16 protein-coding genes are annotated in these 18175 nt (G+C 73.5%); 5 read left to right on the forward strand and 11 right to left on the reverse strand.

The features are described 5' to 3' along the window. Positions 1 to 14: 14 nt before the first annotated feature. From KME75_RS09690 to KME75_RS09700, 3 genes are read right to left on the reverse strand one after another with little or no spacing between them, the layout of a single operon-like run. Positions 15 to 1436 carry a hypothetical protein gene (locus KME75_RS09690; protein ID WP_219414245.1) on the reverse strand — a complete coding sequence of 474 codons (1422 nt, stop codon included), beginning with the start codon at positions 1434 to 1436 and terminating at the stop codon, positions 15 to 17. After that, entirely contained in the window at positions 1433 to 2320 is an 888-nt protein-coding gene (locus KME75_RS09695) for a hypothetical protein (protein WP_308282667.1), read from the reverse strand. Before KME75_RS09695 ends, KME75_RS09690 begins: the two co-directional genes overlap by 4 nt. Next, on the reverse strand, positions 2317 to 3261 hold the full coding sequence (locus KME75_RS09700) for a carbohydrate kinase family protein (protein ID WP_219414246.1): 945 nt from the start codon (positions 3259 to 3261) through the stop codon (positions 2317 to 2319). Before KME75_RS09700 ends, KME75_RS09695 begins: the two co-directional genes overlap by 4 nt. Before the next feature lie 89 nt (positions 3262 to 3350). Here KME75_RS09700 and KME75_RS09705 point away from each other — a divergent pair, with 89 nt between their 5' ends. After that, positions 3351 to 4187 carry a DeoR/GlpR family DNA-binding transcription regulator gene (locus KME75_RS09705; protein ID WP_219414247.1) on the forward strand — a complete coding sequence of 279 codons (837 nt, stop codon included), beginning with the start codon at positions 3351 to 3353 and terminating at the stop codon, positions 4185 to 4187. Between the two features lie 113 nt (positions 4188 to 4300). Here the strand turns inward: KME75_RS09705 and KME75_RS45745 are convergent, their stop codons facing one another. Both KME75_RS45745 and glnA read right to left on the reverse strand, forming a co-directional pair. Beyond that, positions 4301 to 5146 (reverse strand): GMC oxidoreductase, encoded by an 846-nt coding sequence (locus KME75_RS45745; RefSeq protein ID WP_219414248.1) that lies wholly within the window; start codon positions 5144 to 5146, stop codon positions 4301 to 4303. Positions 5147 to 5452: 306 nt separating this feature from the next. Next, positions 5453 to 6877, reverse strand: a complete 1425-nt coding sequence (gene glnA, locus KME75_RS09715) for a type I glutamate--ammonia ligase (RefSeq protein ID WP_219414249.1) — start codon at positions 6875 to 6877, stop codon at positions 5453 to 5455. Positions 6878 to 7020: 143 nt separating this feature from the next. Between glnA and KME75_RS09720 the strand changes: the two genes are divergently transcribed. Together KME75_RS09720 and KME75_RS09725 are read left to right on the forward strand one after the other, a co-directional pair. Continuing rightward, complete coding sequence (locus KME75_RS09720) at positions 7021 to 7491, forward strand: RDD family protein (RefSeq protein ID WP_219414250.1); 471 nt, start codon at positions 7021 to 7023, stop codon at positions 7489 to 7491. Positions 7492 to 8054: 563 nt separating this feature from the next. Continuing rightward, on the forward strand, positions 8055 to 8828 hold the full coding sequence (locus KME75_RS09725; protein ID WP_219414251.1) for a MerR family transcriptional regulator: 774 nt from the start codon (positions 8055 to 8057) through the stop codon (positions 8826 to 8828). A gap of 64 nt (positions 8829 to 8892) precedes the next feature. Here KME75_RS09725 and KME75_RS09730 read toward each other — a convergent pair whose 3' ends face one another. The 6 genes from KME75_RS09730 to KME75_RS09755 all read right to left on the reverse strand — a co-directional run bounded on the left by KME75_RS09730 (position 8893) and on the right by KME75_RS09755 (position 16780). Next, a complete protein-coding gene (locus KME75_RS09730) occupies positions 8893 to 9624 on the reverse strand; it encodes a DUF4191 domain-containing protein (protein ID WP_219414252.1) in 732 nt (243 codons plus the stop codon). 24 nt (positions 9625 to 9648) lie between these two features. Continuing rightward, positions 9649 to 10713, reverse strand: a complete 1065-nt coding sequence (locus tag KME75_RS09735; protein ID WP_219414253.1) for a ComEC/Rec2 family competence protein — start codon at positions 10711 to 10713, stop codon at positions 9649 to 9651. Then, on the reverse strand, positions 10710 to 13436 hold the full coding sequence (locus KME75_RS09740; RefSeq protein ID WP_219414254.1) for a hypothetical protein: 2727 nt from the start codon (positions 13434 to 13436) through the stop codon (positions 10710 to 10712). The genes KME75_RS09735 and KME75_RS09740 overlap by 4 nt, the downstream gene beginning before the upstream one ends. 201 nt (positions 13437 to 13637) lie before the next feature. Beyond that, a complete protein-coding gene (locus KME75_RS09745) occupies positions 13638 to 14738 on the reverse strand; it encodes a T6SS phospholipase effector Tle1-like catalytic domain-containing protein (RefSeq protein WP_219414255.1) in 1101 nt (366 codons plus the stop codon). Between the two features lie 86 nt (positions 14739 to 14824). Beyond that, on the reverse strand, positions 14825 to 15826 hold the full coding sequence (lipA, locus tag KME75_RS09750) for a lipoyl synthase (protein WP_219414256.1): 1002 nt from the start codon (positions 15824 to 15826) through the stop codon (positions 14825 to 14827). Positions 15827 to 15850: 24 nt separating this feature from the next. Next, positions 15851 to 16780 carry an oxidoreductase gene (locus tag KME75_RS09755; RefSeq protein ID WP_219414257.1) on the reverse strand — a complete coding sequence of 310 codons (930 nt, stop codon included), beginning with the start codon at positions 16778 to 16780 and terminating at the stop codon, positions 15851 to 15853. Positions 16781 to 16840: 60 nt separating this feature from the next. On the opposite strand from KME75_RS09755, the gene KME75_RS09760 reads away from it, so the two are divergent. Next, on the forward strand, positions 16841 to 17776 hold the full coding sequence (locus KME75_RS09760) for an LLM class F420-dependent oxidoreductase (RefSeq protein WP_219414258.1): 936 nt from the start codon (positions 16841 to 16843) through the stop codon (positions 17774 to 17776). Positions 17777 to 17805: 29 nt separating this feature from the next. Next, positions 17806 to 17985 (forward strand): glycine zipper domain-containing protein, encoded by a 180-nt coding sequence (locus KME75_RS09765; RefSeq protein WP_219414259.1) that lies wholly within the window; start codon positions 17806 to 17808, stop codon positions 17983 to 17985. Positions 17986 to 18175 lie beyond the last annotated feature (190 nt).

Raw genomic sequence — 18175 nt, forward strand, 5'->3', positions numbered from 1 at the left:
ACGACGGCTGGGGGTCACCACTCGGTGACGGGGATTCCGAGGAGGTCGGCGGCCGCCCGAAGCTCCGGGCGGACGTCGGTCCAGGCGAGGACCGTGTGGTGCGGGAAACCGCCGGTGACGAGACCGTGGACGAAGGTCGTGGCGTCGGCGTCCAGACGCACGTCGGCGGTGTTGCCCTGGAAGCGGTTGACGGCGGGCAGGGACTCGCCGGAAGCGATGAGCAGGCGCAGGCCGCTGCTCCCCGCACCCGACATGTCCTCGGTCAGCCGGGCCATCACCACGCGACCGGGCCGCAGCGGGAAGTTCCCGGCGACCCCGATCTTGCGGTTGCAGTGCACGAACTGGGTGGCCCGGGCCGGGTCGGCGGCGAGCTCGGTGGCCGCCGAGCCGCAGTGCCACAGCCGCACCACGTTCTGCTCGGCGTCGAGCTCGACGGTGTCCACGAGGTACGTCGTGCCGGACCCGAGAGCCTCGAGCAGGAGCATCGTCACCGCGCCGTGGACGTCGCGTTCGCACTGCGTCGGAACGCCTTCGTCGGCCAGCCGGGACAGGGAGGAGCAGGGGCACACGCCCATCTCGGTCGGGAACTCCGGCCAGCAGCGCACGGCGACCGCGGACAGTGCATCGTGGACCGACCAGTCCCGCAGGGCCGAGGTGACCGCGGCGTGCCGGCCGACGACGTCGCGATCGAGGTCGTCGAGGCTCGATTGCCGGGCGGTGGCCTCCGCGAGCTCGCGGTCGCGGTCCCCGTCCCCCACCGACCGCACCCGGTCGAAGATCTCCTCGACCGTCAGCGGCTCGACGGTCAGGCCGAACAGCGACTCCAGCAGCTGCGGATCGAACTCGCTCGGGGTGAAGCCGGGCGGGGCGTCCCCGATCGCGCCGATCCGCTTGCCGCGCAGCGAGTCGACCGCCGCACGGGCTCGTTCCCGATCGCCGCGGGCACGACGGCGGTCCGGCAGCTCCGGAGCCGGCGGCAGCTCACCCGCCAGCGCGGCGCGCAGTGCGTCGGCGACGTGGCGCTCGTCCGGATCGCCGTAGACGAGCCGGACCTGCCCGCCGGCGCGGACCAGCGCGTGCCCGAAGAGGTTGGCACCGCACAGGGAGTTGAGCCACAGCCGGTCCCCGACCGGGCCCGGCTCGCGGAACGACCACAGGAGCACGGGCCGGTCCAGGTCGCGGTAGAGCCGCAGGGCGGGGTTGGCGTCGGAGAAGGAGGCGCAGACGTTCACCACCAGGTCGGCGGCGCCGTCCAGGTACGTCGCAGCCTTCTCGACGTCGTCGGCCGTCATCACCAGCTCGTCGGGGCCGGTGACCTCGGCGCCCAGCTCGGCCAGCAGGGCGCGGGCCGCGTCGGCCCGCTGCCGGGCGACATCCACGACGAACGTCGGCCGCGCGGTGGCGATGACGACGGCTCGACGCACCGGGGCGCTCACTTCGCGACCGCCGCGTCGACGACGTCGCACAGCCGCTGCAACCGGGCGACCGCGGACTCCCGCAGTTCCTGCTCGACGTCTCCCGCGCCGATGCACGACGCCCACACGGCGCGCCCGGCGAGGAACCCGGAAGCACCCGCGGAGCAGGCCAGCTCCACGGCGGACGGGAACACGTCCTGCAGAACACCGGAGGAGAGCACGACCCACGGCGAGTCGACGGCCGCCGTGATCTGCGCACAGCGCCTGCGGATCTCCTCCGGGTCGCCCTGGCCGCGCAGCGGCACCTCGGCCTTGTACAGGTCGGCGCCGCGGGACCCCAGCTCCTCGGCGGCCGCGAGCACGCCGGCGTCCCAGTCCCAGCCGCCGCCGCCCAGCGGGGCGCGCGAGACCGGCTCGACGATGCTGAGCAGGCCAGCGCCGCGGCAGCGCTCCACGAACTCCTCGACCATCGCGATGCGCTGCTGCGCCCCGCCGTCCGGGCGGTACAGCACGAGGAGCTTCATCGCCACGGCGCCCTGCTGCCTCACCCGGAGCGGGTCGACGGCCCGGTCGATCTCGACCTCGCCGACGAGCTCGCCGTGTGCGGAGATGAAGTGGTCGGCGGCGGCGATGAGACCACAGCCGGGCGCCACGGCCGACTCCTCGACGACCCGGTCGAAGGCGAACTGCCGGTCGACGAGGACCGCCGACGCGTACGGGGTGAGGATCCGGGTGGCCGCCAGCTTGAACGCCATGACCTGCTCGTCGCCGACGGGCTCGGCCTGGTGCTCGGCGAACATGGCACGCATCGCCTCGCGCTGGTCCACGGCCAGCATGGCGTAGCCGCCGGACGGGCGCTGCAGGGCGGACAGGGCCGGAGCGGGGGCCACGGGTCCAGAACTCACGAGATCTCCTCGGATCGAGCGGACGAGGTGCTTGCGACGGGCACGGCGGCCAGCACCTCGCGGTGGGTGGGAATGGCGGACCGGCCGTCGAGGCCCCGGCAGGACAGGGCGGCGGCCACGTTGGCGTAGTGCAGGCAGGCCTGCAGGGGCATGCCGTGGGCGACGGCGGCGAGCAGCGCACCGTGGAAAACGTCCCCGGCACCGAGGGTGCTGACCACCCGGACCGGGTGGCCGGGTGCCTCGACCCGCGTCCCGTCGGCGGTGGCCGCGACCGAGCCAGCGCCGCCCCGGGTGGCCACGACGGTGTCGGCGCCATCCCGCAGCGCCGCGTCGAGCAGATCGTCGACCGCGAGATCGCCGTAGGCGCGTACCAGCGCCTCGACGGTCGGGACGTACAGGGCGACCCCGACCGGGCGGAAGCCCGCGATGGGGTTCCCGGCATCGACCGAGATCCGCGGGCGGGACGGCCCGGCGGCCGAAGCGATCCAGTCCTCCACCGGCTGCCAGCCCAGGTGGTCCACGTGCACCCACGCGGCGTCCGCAAGCAGCTCGGCGGCGCGGCCCGCGGCCGGGATGACCAGCGGCGGCACCGGGCGGGTGCAGATCGCCCGCGTACCCCGACCCGCGTCGACGATCACGACGCTCGCTCCGGACGCGCGGTCGGGCACGACCTGCACCCCCGAGACGTCGACGCCCTCGGCCCGCAGCGCGGCGAGGATCTGCTCGCCCTCACCGTCCGCACCCACCACGCCGACCAGCGCTGCCGGCACGCCGAGCCGGGCCGCGGCCACCGCGGCGGTCGCGGCGGGACCGCCGCCCGCATAGCGGACCGCGCGGGCGATCTGACGCTCGTCGACCTGGGGAAAGTGATCGACGAGCGCGATCGCGTCCAGCGTCACCGCACCGACGAAGACGATGCTCGGTGTGTGCCTCGACGCCATGGACCCTCCGGACCTCGCGCTGCTACGTTGGTGGGTAGTAAACACGAAATGTTGGAAACTCAACACCCCCTGTTGGAAGGTGCTCTGCGATGACCGAGACCGGGCTGCCTGCCACGGGCGTGCGGGGAGGCGCCGCACGCCGGGAAGAGATCATGCGGCGGCTGCAGGCGGCCGGGTTCGTGTCGGTGACCTACCTGACCGGCGAGCTCGGTGTCTCGGACATGACGGTGCGCCGCGACCTGAAGCAGCTGGCGAAGGCCGGGGAGCTGCGGGTCGTGCACGGCGGGGCCAGCCTGCCGCACGGCACCCTGCGCACCGCCGATTTCGCCAGCAGGGCCGAGCACGAGCGGGAGGCGAAGCGGCGGGTCGCGCGGCAGGCCGTGGAGCTGGTCGGGTCGGGTGCGACGATCGCCATCGACGCCGGCACGACCGCGTTCGAGCTCGCCGCCACACTTCCCGACGACTTCCGCGGGTGCGTGATCACTCACTCCGTCCCGGTGCTGCAGCACATGCTGCACCGGCCGGACGCGCGGGTGATCGGGCTCGGTGGTGAGCTCCTGGCCGACAGCCAGGCGCTCGTCGGAGCGCTCACGATCGAGGCACTGTCCGGGCTCCACGCCGAGGTCGTGTTCCTCGGGGCCGCCGCGGTGAACGAGCGCGGGATCTACGTCGCGACCGATCTCGAACGGCCGACGAAACAGGCCCTGATCGACGTCGCGGACCGGGTCGTCCTCCTCGCCGAGCGCTCCAAGTTCACCGTCTCGGCCCCGGTCCGGCTCGCCCCGCTCGACGCGGTCGACATCCTGGTGAGCGACGGCGAGCTCCCCGCGGGGATGGCCGACGTGCTCGCCGCCGCGGGAGTCGCCGTGCACGCTGCTGGACCGGTCGTGGCATCAGGAGACGGCGACGCGGGGGACCGCGGCTGAGTGAGGCCCGCCGTCGGGTCATGGCGTCGAAGTGGCGCCGGGCGGCCGTGCGGCCGGCCGGCGAAGATCACCTCGGACCGGTGACCGGTGCGACGTATCTCCTCGACGGCCGATCACCGAGAAGGCCGTGGATCAGCTGCTCGGTGGCTCGGGCGGTGATGGCCATGAGGGTCAGGTGCGGGTTGATCCCGGTGCAGGTGGGGAAGGTGGCGCCGCTGAACACGTACAGGGCCCGGGGTGTCGTGCACCTGCAGGTCTCGGCTCACCACCGAGCTGCGCGGATCGTCGCCCATCCGGGCGCCGCCGAGGTCGTGGCTGCTGGCGACGCCCCGGAAACGCGGCCCGTTCCACGTCTGGACGGCCCCCATGCGCTCGAGGATCCGGGTGCACTGTTGCTGCATGTGGTCCTGGAGCCGGTGCTCGTTCGGGCGCATGTCGGTGGTGACCCGCAGCACCGGGATGCCGAGCCCGCTCCGGTCGCGGTAGCGAGGGTCGAGGTCGAGGTGGTCGGTGGTGTAGGACAGTGAGTCGGGCTGGATGCGCACTGCCATGATGTGCGGCCAGCGGCGGAGGTGCTCCTGGTAGGGGCGCCTCCAGGCGGCGACGTCGGGAGGCACCGGGTCGCGGGCGATCTGCAGCGGCAGCTGCTGGTTCTCGACGTTGAGGCTGGCCCCGCCGACGAAGCCGTTGGCCACGCAGTCGAAGTCGGCGGCGTTGAAGTCGTCGAGGGTGACCATCTGGGCGGCGGGGCCGGTGTGGGCGTTGAAGACGGTGTCGGGGAAGTGGGCGTACACGTCGCCCCACTGTTTGACCATGAAGTGCTTGCCGAGCTGGCCGGTCGCATTCCCCAGCCCGCCGGAGAGCAGCAGGAGCCGGACGGTCTCGAAGGTGTAGCTGGCGACGATGACGGTGCGGGCGTGGTCGGTGCGTACCACGCCGAGGGGGTCGACGTACTCCACGCCGTCGGCTTGGGCGTTGCGCTCGGTGAGGATGCGCAGGACCCGGCAGTGGGTGCGCAGGTCGCTCCGTGACCGCGGTCACGGGCACGGCGATGGCCGCAACCTCCGCGTGGGCTACGACCACCGCCGCTGCCTCCGGGGGGGCGGCGGCGGAGCCGACACCACCGTCCACATGAGACCTGCGGGGGCACATCGGGGGCACATGAGACCGAAAAACGGCGATTGACGCTGTGAGACGCCGGAAGGCATTTCCGCAGGTCAACCGTCGTTTCCGAGGTTGCCGACCAGGTCAGCGACGGGTGTGGATCACACGTCGTAGTACAGCGCGAACTCGTACGGGTGCGGGCGCAGCCGCAGCGGGTCGATCTCGGTCTCCCGCTTGTAGTCGATCCACGTCTCGATCAGGTCGGGGGTGAACACGCCACCCTCGAGCAGGTAGTCGTGGTCGGCCTCGAGGCGGTCGATCACGGCGTCGAGGCTGCCCGGGACCTGCGCGATGTCCTTGGCCTCCTCCGGCGGCAGCTCGTACAGGTCCTTGTCGATCGGGGCGGGCGGCTCGATCTTGTTCTTGATGCCGTCGAGACCGGCCATCATCATCGCGGAGAACGCGAGGTACGGGTTGCCCGAGGAGTCGGGGCAGCGGAACTCGAGGCGCTTGGCCTTCGGGTTGTTGCCCGTGAGCGGGATCCGGATGCAGGCCGAGCGGTTGCGCGCCGAGTAGACGAGGTTGACCGGGGCCTCGAAGCCGGGCACCAGGCGGTGGTAGGAGTTCACCGTCGGGTTGGTGAACGCCAGCAGGCTCGGCGCGTGGTGCAGCAGGCCGCCGATGTAGTAGCGGGCCAGGTCGGACAGGCCGCCGTAGCCGGTCTCGTCGTGGAACAGCGGCTGGCCGTCCTTCCACAGCGACTGGTGGGCGTGCATGCCCGAGCCGTTGTCGCCGAACAGGGGCTTCGGCATGAAGGTGACGGTCTTGCCGGCGTGCCACGCGGTGTTCTTGACGATGTACTTGAACAGCATGACGTCGTCGGCCGAGTGCAGCAGCGTGTTGAACCGGTAGTTGATCTCGGCCTGGCCCGCGGTGCCCACCTCGTGGTGGCCCCGCTCGAGCTTGAACCCGCTGTTGGTCAGGTTGGTGGCCATGTCGTCGCGCAGGTCGGCGTAGTGGTCCACCGGCGGCACCGGGAAGTACCCGCCCTTGAACGGCACCTTGTAGCCCAGGTTGCCGCCTGCCTCGTCGCGCCCGGTGTTCCACCAGCCCTCGACCGAGTCGATGTGGTGGTACTGCTGGTGCGGGTCCGACCCGAACTTCACCGAGTCGAAGATGTAGAACTCGGCCTCCGCACCGAAGAAGCACGTGTCGGCCACGCCGGACGCGGCCAGGTACTCCTCGGCCTTGCGGGCGACGTTGCGCGGGTCACGGCTGTAGGGCTCGCCCGTGATCGGGTCGTGCACGAAGAAGTTCAGGTTGAGCGTCTTGTGCTTGCGGAACGGGTCGAGCCGCGCGGTGGCGGCGTCCGGGAACAGCGCCATGTCCGACTCGTTGATCGCCTGGAACCCGCGGACCGACGAGCCGTCGAACGCGACGCCGTTGTCCAGCAGGTCCTGGTCGAACGTGGACGCGGGGATGGTGAGGTGCTGCATCACGCCGGGCAGGTCGCAGAAGCGGATGTCGACGTACTCGACCTGCTCGTCGGCGATGTACTTCAGTACCTCGTCGGAGTTGCTGAACACGCGCGTTGACTCCTTAGATCCGTCACGTGGCTTGGCAGCGACGGTATGGCGGTCGTGTTGCCCGGTCGTCACTCGTCCGTTTCACAGAGGTTAACGGGCCCGCGGCCCGAGGGCATCGCCCATGCGCGGCATAAGCTGACGTCATGGCCCGCTGGATCGAGTCGTGGATGCCCGGAGCGGCCCCGGTGGGCGGGGGCGACCCGCAGGACCACCCCGGCGAACGGCTGGGTCTGCCCGCCGAGGGCGTCAGCTCGGTGGCGGGCCTGGGCAGGCGCTTCGCGGCACTCGCCGTCGACTGGATGCTCGGCTACCTGATCGCGCTGCTGCTCACCGGCCCGGACGCGCTGGGTCGACCCAACTTCTCCTGGACCGTGCTCGGGGTCTGGTTCCTGCTCACGGCCGTGCCCGTCGCGGTGTTCGGGGCCAGCGCGGGCATGACGGTGCTGGGCATCCGGGTGGCGTCGCTCGGGTCGGCGTCGGTCATCGGGGTGCCGCGGGCGCTGCTGCGCACGGCCCTGATCGCGCTCATCGTGCCCCCGCTCGTCCGTGACGCCGACGGGCGCGGCTGGCACGACCGGGCCACCCGCACGGTCGTCGTCCGCACCCGGGCTTGACCCTCCCCGTGGGGGAGAGCGGAGCGTTCCGGTCATGGACATCGACCCCATGACGCTCGACACACTCACCCCCGCCCTCGCCGACGTGCCCGCCCGCAGGGTCCTCACCGCCGACGGAACGGGCGCCCCGGAACACCCGTCGTTCGGCGCGGCCGTCCGCGCCCTGTTCGCCGTGCGCGCCGCGCTCGGAGCGCACGAGGACGTGCCGCTGGAGGGCAGCTACCAGTCCGGCGACGACCCGCTGCGGTTCGACCTGCACGCCCCGCACGGCTGGCGGTGGCGGCTGCTCGTCCCCGCCCCGCCGCACGCCCGGGCGGACGCCGTCGCCACCGCAGCGGCGCGGTTCGGCGCCCCGGTGCACCTGCGCGTGCCGGCCGCGCAACGGGTGGCGCGGCTGCTGCACCACGGCCCCTACGCCGACGAGGGCCGTCGCTCGCGGCGCTGTACGCGTTCGTCACCGAGCAGGGGCTGGTCCCGGCAGGGCCGCACACCGAGATCTACCTCACCGACCCGGGCTCGACGCCGCCCGCCGAGCTGCGGACCGTCCTGCAGGTGCCGGTGGGATGACGGGCGGGCTCATGCCGATCGGCGCGTTCGCGCGCCTCTCCCGGCTCACGGTCAAGGCCGTGCGGCACTACGCCGCCGAAGGCCTGCTGGTCCCCGCCGAGGTGGACCCGCATTCGGGCTACCGGTACTACCGGGCCGACCAGATGCGCACCGCCACCACGATCGCGCTGCTGCGGGGCCTCGACGTGCCGCTGCCCGTGGTGCGCGACGTCCTCGCCGCGGACGACGACGAGGCGGTGGCGGCCGTGCTCGCGCAGCAGCGCGACCGGATGCGCGCCGAGCTGGCGCATCGGGAGCAGGTGCTGCGGTCGCTGGAGGGACTGCTGCGCTCGCCCGAGCGGGTGCGCTACGACGTGGTGGTGGCCGAGCGGGCGGCGCGACGCCTCGGCGGGGTGCGCGGGCCGGTCCGCGCCGACGCCCTCGACACCGGCACCGCGGCGCTGTGCCGGGCAGCACTGCGGTCGGGCGGCGTACCGGGGCGCGAGCCCCTCGTGGCGGTGTTCCCGCTCGACCTGACCGAGGAGTTCCCGGTGACCGTCGGGGTGCCCACACCCGACGGGGACGTCGTGCTCCCGGCCGGGCCGTGGGCGAGCACGCTGCACGTGGGGCCGTACCCGCAGCTGCCGCTTGCCTACGCCGCGCTGCTCGAGCACGTGCGCGAGCACGGCCACGAGGCCCGCGGACCGGTGACCGAGACCTACCTGACCGACCCCGGCGTGGCCGCGCCGGAGGAGCTCGTCACGCGGCTGGCGGTGGCGCTGGCCGAATAGTGGCGCCTGCCGGCCGGCGGCACCGGCGGTCGGTCGTGGGTGGGGACAGCGCGGAGGCGGCCGCTCAGCGCCGGCGGACCGTGCGCTGGACGCTGCGCATCTTCGCGCCGGCGGGCATCGGGCCCTTCGGCATCGCGGCGGCGCGGGAGCCCAGCGCGGCGAGCTTCGCCTCGACGGACTCCATCTGCGCGCGGTCGATGTTGCGGGGGAGCTTCATGAGGTGGCGCTGCAGTTTGGACAGCGGCACCTGGCCCTCCTCGTTGCCGACGATGACGTCGTAGATCGGCAGCGAGCCGACCACTCGGGCGGTGCGCTTCTTCTCCTGCGCCAGCAGGCCCTTCACGCGGTGCGGCGCGCCCTCGGCGACGAGGACGATGCCGGGGCGGCCGATCACGCGGTGCACGGCATCGAGGTGGGTGGTGCCGGCGACGCCCGGTGTGACGCGCCATTGGCCCTTCATGTTGTCCAGCGCCCAGCCGGCGGCGCCCGGCTGGCCGTCGGCCTTGGTGTACACCGACCGCTGCACGCGGCGGCCGAACACGCTCACCGCGGCGAGCGCCCCGATCGCGATGCCCACCGGCAGCAGGATCCAGTGGATGTCGAAGATCAACCCGATGCCGAAGACCACGACCACCGACAGCAGGAAGACGCCGAGCATCCACGGGATGAGCGCCTTGTCCTCGCGGCGCTGCATCTTGAACGCCTCGAAGATCTGCCTACGGCGCGCCTTCGCCGCCTCGCGCTTCGCGCGCTTGGCTTCCTGCTTCGCTGCCTTGTCGGGCTTCCCACCGGCCATACGGCCAGGATACGGGCCGGCCCATCAGAGTGCGGCAAGCAGCCACGGCTCGGGGCGGTCGGGGAAGCGGATGTCGTAGCGGAACCGCCGCCGCATGCGCGCCGACTCCCATGGTTCGGTGAACTCCGACCGGTAGTTGCACTCGAGGACCGTGTCGTCCCGCGACGTGACGATCCGCGAGACCGTGACGCGGTCGGGGTGACCGAACACGTGGCCGCTCGTCGAGAACAGGAAGCGACGGCAGTCCACGAGGTCGAGGAGCTCGGCGCTGAGGTTGTGCCGCGAGCCGTGGTGGGGCAGCTTGAACGCGTCGACGGGGACGGTCGCGACCCCGCGCTCGGCCGCGAGCCTGCGCAGCCCGTCGGCGAGGACGCCGGCGTGCGCATCGCCGGTCAGCAGGAGACTGCGGCCATCGAACTCGGCGAGGAACGCGATGCTGGAGCCGTTCGCCGCGGAACCGTCCTCCTCGAACGCCTCGCCGGCGAGCGCCTCCGGGTCGAGGGCCCCCGCGCCCAGCAGGTCGGGCTGGCGGGCCCGCTCCTCCTCGGCCGCGGCGCCCGGCACCAGGCCGGCCTTCTCGACCTCCTTCTTCCAGACCGGACGCAGGTCGGCGAGGGCGCGCCGGGTCGGCGACAGCAGCGTGAGCCGCATGCCGCCGGGCAGGTCCACCACGGGCAGCGGGCCGTCGTCGGGCAGCACGACCGCCGTGCCGGCGAAGTCGGTGTTCCACGGCAGGCCACGGGCGACGATCGCCGCGCCCAGCCGCTCGCCCTGCTTCGCGCCCAGGAGGTCGGCGGGCAGGTGCTCCCACCCGTTGAACCAGACCTCGCGCGGACGCAGCCCGATCGCCCGGTTCTCGAGCAGGCCGAGCACGCCCGTGATGTGGTCGGCGTCGATGTGCGAGACGACGAGCAACTCGACGTCGCTCCCGCGCTCGGCGACGAGCCCCTCGATCGCGGTACGCGTCACCGTGCTGCGCGGGCCGCCGTCGACGAGGATGCGATGCGGGCGCCGCGGGTCGCCGTACTCGATCCAGAGCGCGTCACCGTGCCGGGCGGGCAGCAGCTCGATCGTGAACGTGGACGTCACGGCGCCGCTCCCGTCACGAGCCAGTCGGCGTCACCGAAGACGGCGAGGGCGAGCACCATCGGCACCCCGTCGGCGAGCAGCCTGCGCCGGAGGCGGACCATGACCTCGCCGATGCCGTGCGGCTCGTCGGCGCAGAACGTGTAGAGCTCCTGCACGAACCGCTCGGCGACGGGCGCGGCGTGACGCCCGAGCACCTCGGTGAGCGTGGCGATCACCACCTCGGCCCCGGCCCGGCGGAGGATGCCGGGGAAGAACTCGTACCCCACCTCGCCCGCGCGGGCGGTCTCGCAGCCGAGCAGCGTCACGATCACCGGCCGGTCCTGCGGGACGAAGCCGTCGATGAGCTGCGCAGCCCACCGCCGCGCCCCGCTGCCGATCTCGAGGCCGAACACCTCGTGCCCGTCGTGGAAGACCGTGTGCGGCAGCAGCATCAGCAGCGCCGGGCGGGTCGCCACCGCCGCGGGCCAGTCCTCCCACACGGCCACGCGGCGCGGGTCGCCCCCCGCCATCTTCAGCGACGTCACGACGCGGTCGATCGAGCCGGCCGCGAAATCGTCGACCTTGTCGCTGGCCGCGAGGACGGCCGGACCGAGCGGGATGCGGTTGCGGTCCCGGGTGGGTCGTCCGCGCAGCAGGAACGCCCCGGACACCTGCGTCTCCGGCTGGAACGCGTGCCGCTCGATCACCCGGGTGAGCCCCCAGAAGCCCAGCGGGCACACGGTGCCCGGCCCGTGCGCGCCGGGGCATCCGGCCTCCAGGTCGTCGGCGGTCAGCGCGGCCCGCGCCTCGGGACAGAGCGTGAGGGGGAGGTTCGGATCCGGCGGCGGGAAGTCGTAGGCGAGTTCGAACGGGAAGAACGCGTCGGCCTTCGCCGACACGATCTGCAGGTAGCGCGACCCCGAGAGGACCTGAGCGAGGTGCGTGTCCTTCACCAGCACGTCACGCATCAGGGCCCCCCGGGTGGCCAGGAAGCCCAGCAGCTCGACGGTGCCCGGGTCGTCGAGAGCGGCGAAGTCACCCGGCCGGTCGGCGATCTCGGCGAGCCGTTTGGTGATCTTCTGCACCGCGGAGGCGAGCGTGACGTCGTCGAGCTGCACGGTCGCGGTCGCGGTGCCGGCGACCGCCGTGATCGCGCCGCCCGCGCCCGTGTCGACGACGAACGCGGCGTCGAAGGTCCGCCGGTCGGCGAGGTCCCCCGCGGGCGGGGCGACGACCGTCTCCACGTGCGCGACGCTGCGCCGTGCGAACCGGGCCACGGGGTCCCGGCCCCACCGCTGCCCGCCGGGCGTGGCGACGGTCTGCGGCAGCCGGGCCGTCTGCAGCACGCGGTTGCCCGACAGGACGATGATCCTGGCGTCGACGCGGACCGTGTCGGACCGGGTGACGAGCGGGAACACGGCCACGGTGCTCGGGCCGTCGACGGGCAGCTCGATCTCCCGGGTGACCGGGCGGGCGAGCAGGTGCGGTTCGGTGAGCACGACGGTGAGCCGGTGCGGCCCCGTCGGCGGCAGCCGGTCCTCCGGGAAGGGCGCCGCGGACGTGAGCCAGTCCGCGCCGCCGGCCGCGATGCGCACCGCGACCCGGTGCTCGGTGGCGGGGTGGAACCCCGTCAGCGCCGTCTCCGGGTCCTCCGCCGTGGTGATGCGGGCCTGCAGCCTGCGGGCCACGGGCGCCTCCTCGAGCAGCGGCGCGGCGCGTCGCTCCAGCTCGACGGCCTCGCTCGCCTCGCCCTCCTCGCTCTCGAAGACGTCGCCCGCCGCGATGGACTCGAACCGGGACGTGAGCTCGTCGACCTCGGGGTGCGGCAGGAGCGAGGGGACGACCCCGCGCAGCGCGTCGGCGACCGACCGGGCGCGGCGGGCCATCCGCTGCTCGCCGACCACGTCGGCGCGGGCCGCGAGCACGCCGCCCCACCGGGCGGTCGTCCGGGTGAACGCCTGGTCCAGCGAGAGGTTGTGCGACAGCTCGCGGGTGAGCTCGACCAGCCAGGCCGCCTCGTCCGGGACGTCGGAGAACCCGACGGCCCACGCGCCGGTGGCGGCGACCAGGTCCTCGGCGAGGTCGCGGTCCCATGCATCGATCCCGCGCATGTCGAGCACAGCCCCTGCACGCACCTCCCGGATGCCGCGCAGGACGTCGAGGACGTCGTCGGGGCGGTCGGTGAGGGCCAGCAGGTCGCACGTCACGCGCTCGCGGCCGAGGACGACCGGCTCGATCAGTCGCGCCCGCCACGCCGACCCGGCGAACCGGTGGACCAGGCCGTCGCGCAGCGCCCGGTCGAGGACGCCGATCCGCAGCGGGAAGCGCCACGGTGCAGCGGCGGCGGCGCGCTCCAGCACGACGAAGGAGCTCGCGTACACCGGGGGCCGGGCGAGCGTGGCCGTCAGCCACTCCGCCGACGGCTCGTCCGGCCGCAGCTCCAGCGCGAACCGCACCGGCCAGGACGTCCCGACCTCGGGCCAGACCGAGGCCCAGGTCGCCGCCGCGGAGGTGGTGGCCGGGTCCCACGTCGCGACCAGCTGCGGATCGCGCCACGGCAGCGCGGCCCCCGGCTCGCGGCCGGGCAGCGCCGCGCGGAGCCGGTCGGTGAGCTCGCTCGCGGGGCGGTCGTGGCGGAGCATCTCGGGCGCGACGGCGGCCGCCACCCCCACCGCGGCGAGGGCACCGGCGAGGACGTCGTCGGCGACGCCCTCGCCCCACGGTCCGAACCGCTCGCGACTCATCGCACGGCCTCGCTGGCGCTCGGCCGGCGCTTCGCGCGGGCGCTGTGACACTGATTCGCTCGCTGACGCTCGCTCATCGCACGGCCTCGCTGTGCTTACCCACCCCGCCGGCTCCGCAGGCTCCGCCGGCTGCCGTCCCCCGGGTGCTCGGCCGGCGCTTCGCGCGGGCGCTGTGTTGATGATTCGCTCGCCGGCGCTCGCTCATCGCGACACCTCCGGTGTCGCCGCGACCGGGGGAGCGGGGACGGCGGGCCGGTACGGCCGGTCGTCGCCCCGAGTCGCCTCGATGCGCTCCCGGACGCTCGGGTGGATCTCGTCGGGCTCCAGGACCCGGCGGCGGTGCCAGCCCAGGACGCCCCACACCGATCGGTTCCGATGAATGCGACCCAACGCGCGGTCCGGCGGCAGCTCCTCGCCCGGCCGCACCCCGACGTGCCGCTCGTAGGCGTCGGCGTCGATGACGAGACCCGCCGCGGCCGCCTCGTCGAGCATCCACCGGAGGGCGATGTCGGACAGCCGATGGTCGTCCGGGAAGGTGCCCCCGACGTCGCTGTGGACGCCGGCGAACCACATCTCCCGCAGGCGCCCATCGGCTCGCGCCGGATCCTCCTGGTCGAAGCGGTACTCCCGGTACGGGCGCCGCCGCTCGTCGATTGCGAGCGCGTGCCGCCCCACGCGCACGTTCGGGAGCTTGCGCGTGAACGGCCACCGCGCCTGCTCGAGCTGTGCCCGCCAGTTGAGCCAGCCGACGGACTTGACGGTGTCCCACACCCCGAGGAACTCGATCTGCGGCTCGAACCGGCCGGGGAACGCCGGGTTGCCGAAGCTGTCGGCGAACTCGGCGCGCGGGCGCCAGAACGCCTTCTCCTCGTCCGGGCTCGCATCCCGCTCCCCGCTCCGGGCGTACAGCTTCAGGGCGTACGGAACCAGGTTGTCCGCGCCTGCGCGCAGCAGGCCGACGGTCCGGAGCATCCCGGCGAGCGCGCGTGCGGTGTAGGCACCCCGGCTGAACCCGAAGACGAAGATGCGGTCGCCCGGCCGGTAGGTGCGCATGAGGAAGGCGTAGGCCTCCTCCACGTTCTCCCGGACGCCGTGGCCGAGGACGAGGCCCGCGACCCGGGTGAGGGAGCGGCCCACCCGGGTCGTCGCGCTGCGGGCGCCCATGGTCCCGACGCCCGGGTCGTAGTAGACGATCTGATGATCGTCCTTCACCGCCACCTGGTAGAGGCGCACGACGTTCGTGCGTCCGGTCTCCGGCTCGTTGCGCGTGCCGTCGAAGCAGACGACCAGATTGCGGTTCACGGTCCCTCCCCACCTCCAGGTGTGGGGACGGTCGCAGCGCGTGAAGAGCGTGTTACCCCTCGCCGCGCCGCTTCACCCGCTTGCGGCTACCGCGCCAGCAGCGAGCTCGCCTCCTGCGCGGCGGCGCCCTCGGTGCCCAGGTGCTCCAGGCCCTCGGGGAGCTCCTCACCGCGCTTGCGCACGGTCTGGGCGTACAGCCGCCCGGCCCGGTAGGACGAGCGGACCAGCGGCCCGGCCATCACCCCGGCGAAGCCGATCTCCTCGGCCGCCTGGGCGTGCTCGACGAACTCCTCGGGCTTGACCCACCGCTCCACCGGGTGGTGGCGGGCCGAGGGGCGCAGGTACTGCGTGATCGTGATGATCTCGCAGCCGGCCTCGTGCAGGTCGCGCAGCGCGGCGGTGACCTCCTCGGGGGTCTCGCCCATGCCCAGGATCAGGTTCGACTTCGTGACCAGCCCGGCGGCGCGGGCCTTCGTGATCACCTCGAGCGAGCGCTCGTAGCGGAACGCGGGCCGGATCCGCTTGAAGATCCGCGGCACCGTCTCCAAGTTGTGCGCGAGCACCTCCGGGCTGGACCCGAAGACCTCGGCGAGCTGGTCGTCGCGGGAGTTGAAGTCGGGGATCAGCAGCTCCACGCCAGTGCCCGGGTTGAGCGCGTGGATCTGCCGCACGGTCTCGGCGTACAGCCACGCCCCGCCGTCGGGCAGGTCGTCGCGCGCCACGCCGGTGACGGTGGAGTAGCGCAGGCCCATCGTGTGCACCGACTCCGCGACCCGGCGCGGCTCGTCGCGGTCGAGCTCGGCGGGCTTGCCCGTGTCGATCTGGCAGAAGTCGCAGCGGCGGGTGCACTGCTCCCCGCCGATGAGGAACGTGGCCTCACGGTCCTCCCAACACTCGTAGATGTTGGGGCAGCCGGCCTCCTCGCACACCGTGTGCAGGCCGCCGGAGCGCACCAGCGACTTCAGCTCGGTGTACTGCGGCCCGGTGCGGGCCTTGGTCCGGATCCACGGCGGCTTGCGCTCGATCGGGGTCTCGCTGTTGCGGACCTCCAGGCGCAGGAGCTTGCGACCTTCGGGTGCGATCGTCACGTCGCCCAGGCTACGCCGCGGCATTCACGCCGGGTCGGGTTGGACCGACGTCGCGGCGGCCGTCACATCCCACAGCCGCCGGGCCAGTTCGACATCCTGGGCTGCCGCGCTCCGCCTGGCCGGGGCGGGGTACCCGCGGGTCTCGGCGAGCCGGCCCGGACCGATGTAGTCGCCGCCGCGGACCTGCGGCGCCGTCGCCGCGTAGAGCTGCGGCAGCACGCCGATCCGCAGCGGCTGCGTCGCGAGCCGGTTGACGGCCGCGGCCGCTCCTGCGAGCCACGCCCCGCTGCGGCGGCGCATCGAGTTGGCCAGCAGCTCGGTGTCGGTGAGCCCCGGGTGCGCCGCCACCGAGATCACGTCGTCGCCCGCCGCCCGCAGCCGCCGGTCGAGCTCGGCGGCGAACAGCAGGTTGGCGAGCTTCGACTGGCTGTAGGCCCGCGCGGCGAGGTACGGACGCCGGGCGAAGTGCAGGTCGTCGACGTCCAGCCCGGGGCCCCGGTGGGCGAGGCTGGACAGCGTGACGACGCGGGCCGCGCCCGCCGTCCGCAGCGCGGGCATCAGCAGCCAGGTGAGCGCGGCGTGGCCCAGGTGGTTGGTGCCGATCTGCAGCTCGAAGCCGTCGACGGTGACCGCGGGCGGGGTGCCCATCACGCCGGCGTTGTTCATCAGCAGGTGCAGCCGGTCGCCGGTGCGCGCGCGGACGTCTGCGGCGGCCTTGCGGACCGACTCCAGGTCGGCGAGGTCGAGGTCCACCAGCTGGGCAGCGGATCCGCCTGCGGCGCGCACCCGCTCCAGCGCGGCCCGTCCGCGAGCGACGTCCCGGGCCGTGAGCAGCACGGTCGCCCCGGCCCGCGCGAGTGCCACGGCCGAGGCGAGGCCGAGCCCGGATGTCGCGCCGGTGACGAGCACGGTGCGGCCGGACTGGTCGGGCATCGCGTCGAGGGTCCACGGCATGATCGGATTTCTACCGCCCCGCGCGGCGGCGCGCCAGTCGTCCGACTAGCGTTGACGGCCGTGGACCTGCGGATCTTCACCGAGCCCCAGCAGGGGGCCAGCTACGACGACCTGCTGCGCGTCGCCCGGGCCGCGGAGGCGGCGGGCTATGACGCCTTCTTCCGGTCCGACCACTTCCTCAAGATGGGTGAGGTCTCCGGGGAGCCCGGCCCGACCGACGCCTGGCTGACGCTCGCCGGGCTGGCCCGCGAGACGTCCCGCATCCGGCTCGGCACGCTGGTGAACTCGGCGACGTTCCGGCTGCCCGGCCCGCTCGCGGTCGCCGTGGCCCAGGTGGACCAGATGTCCGGCGGGCGCGCCGAGCTGGGCCTGGGCGCCGGCTGGTTCGAGGCCGAGCACACCGCCTACGGGATCCCGTTCCCCGGCCTGGGCGAGCGGTTCGACCGGCTCACCGAGCAGCTGGAGATCATCACGGGGCTGTGGGGCACGCTGCCGGGGGAGCGGTACTCCTTCGCGGGCAAGCACTACACGCTCACCGACTCGCCCGCCCTGCCCAAGCCCGTCCAGCAGCCGCACCCGCCGGTGATCGTCGGCGGGCACGGCAAGAAGCGCACGCCCGAGCTGGCCGCGCGGTTCGCCACCGAGTTCAACGTCGGCTTCTCGTCCATGCAGGTCGTGAGCGAGCAGTTCGAGCGGGTCGACGCGGCCTGCCGGGCCATCGGCCGTGACCCGGGCGAGCTGGTGCGCTCCGTGGCGCTGGTCATCGCGGTCGGGCGCGACGACGACGAGGTCGCCCGCCGCGCCCTGACGATCGGGCGCGAGGTCGACGAGCTGCGCGCCAACGGGATCGCCGGGAGCCCGGCCGAGGTGGTCGACCGACTCGGCGAGTGGCGGGAGAAGACCGGGATCACCCGCATCTACCTGCAGCTGCTCGACCTCGCCGACATCGACCAGGTCGAGCTCATCGCGTCGCAGGTCGCGCCGCAGCTCGGCTGAGCACGGATCACCCGAGGAGCGGATGACGTATGGCGGACCGGAACGGTTCGAGCCTGGGCATCGGGATCGCGTTGGGGCTCGCGCTCGGCGCCGGGATCGGGACGGCACTCGACAACCTGTCCCTCGGCATCGCGCTGGGCGTCGCGCTCGGCGTCACCGGCGTGTTCGACCGGCGCCGCTCCGACGGGGACCGGCCGGGTCCCGACTGACGGGTCCGCGCCGGCCGGGCCCAGCAGGGCGCCGGCCGGTGGCGGGACCGGTGGTCAGCGCAGGGCCGGGTGCAGCTGCAGGTCCAGGCCGGCGGGCGCCGCCGCCCGCGCGACGACGTGCTCGGCCACCGGCAGCGTCCCGTCGAGCGCGGCGGTGACGGCCGCCGGCGCCGCCTCCCCCACCTCGGCG

It is taken from the genome of Pseudonocardia nigra (assembly GCF_019396355.1).
In the GTDB taxonomy this organism is placed as follows: domain Bacteria; phylum Actinomycetota; class Actinomycetes; order Mycobacteriales; family Pseudonocardiaceae; genus Pseudonocardia; species Pseudonocardia nigra.

What these genes read in the sequence shown, in the direction of transcription:
- KME75_RS09755 (WP_219414257.1), bottom strand. Translation starts at nt 16,780, where the DNA reads ATGCCGTGGACCCTCGACGCGATGCCCGACCAGTCCGGCCGCACCGTG.
- KME75_RS09720 (WP_219414250.1), top strand. Translation starts at nt 7,021, where the DNA reads ATGGCCCGCTGGATCGAGTCGTGGATGCCCGGAGCGGCCCCGGTGGGC.
- KME75_RS09700 (WP_219414246.1), bottom strand. Translation starts at nt 3,261, where the DNA reads ATGGCGTCGAGGCACACACCGAGCATCGTCTTCGTCGGTGCGGTGACG.
- KME75_RS09725 (WP_219414251.1), top strand. Translation starts at nt 8,055, where the DNA reads ATGACGGGCGGGCTCATGCCGATCGGCGCGTTCGCGCGCCTCTCCCGG.
- KME75_RS09730 (WP_219414252.1), bottom strand. Translation starts at nt 9,624, where the DNA reads ATGGCCGGTGGGAAGCCCGACAAGGCAGCGAAGCAGGAAGCCAAGCGC.
- KME75_RS09765 (WP_219414259.1), top strand. Translation starts at nt 17,806, where the DNA reads ATGGCGGACCGGAACGGTTCGAGCCTGGGCATCGGGATCGCGTTGGGG.
- KME75_RS09705 (WP_219414247.1), top strand. Translation starts at nt 3,351, where the DNA reads ATGACCGAGACCGGGCTGCCTGCCACGGGCGTGCGGGGAGGCGCCGCA.
- KME75_RS09740 (WP_219414254.1), bottom strand. Translation starts at nt 13,436, where the DNA reads ATGAGTCGCGAGCGGTTCGGACCGTGGGGCGAGGGCGTCGCCGACGAC.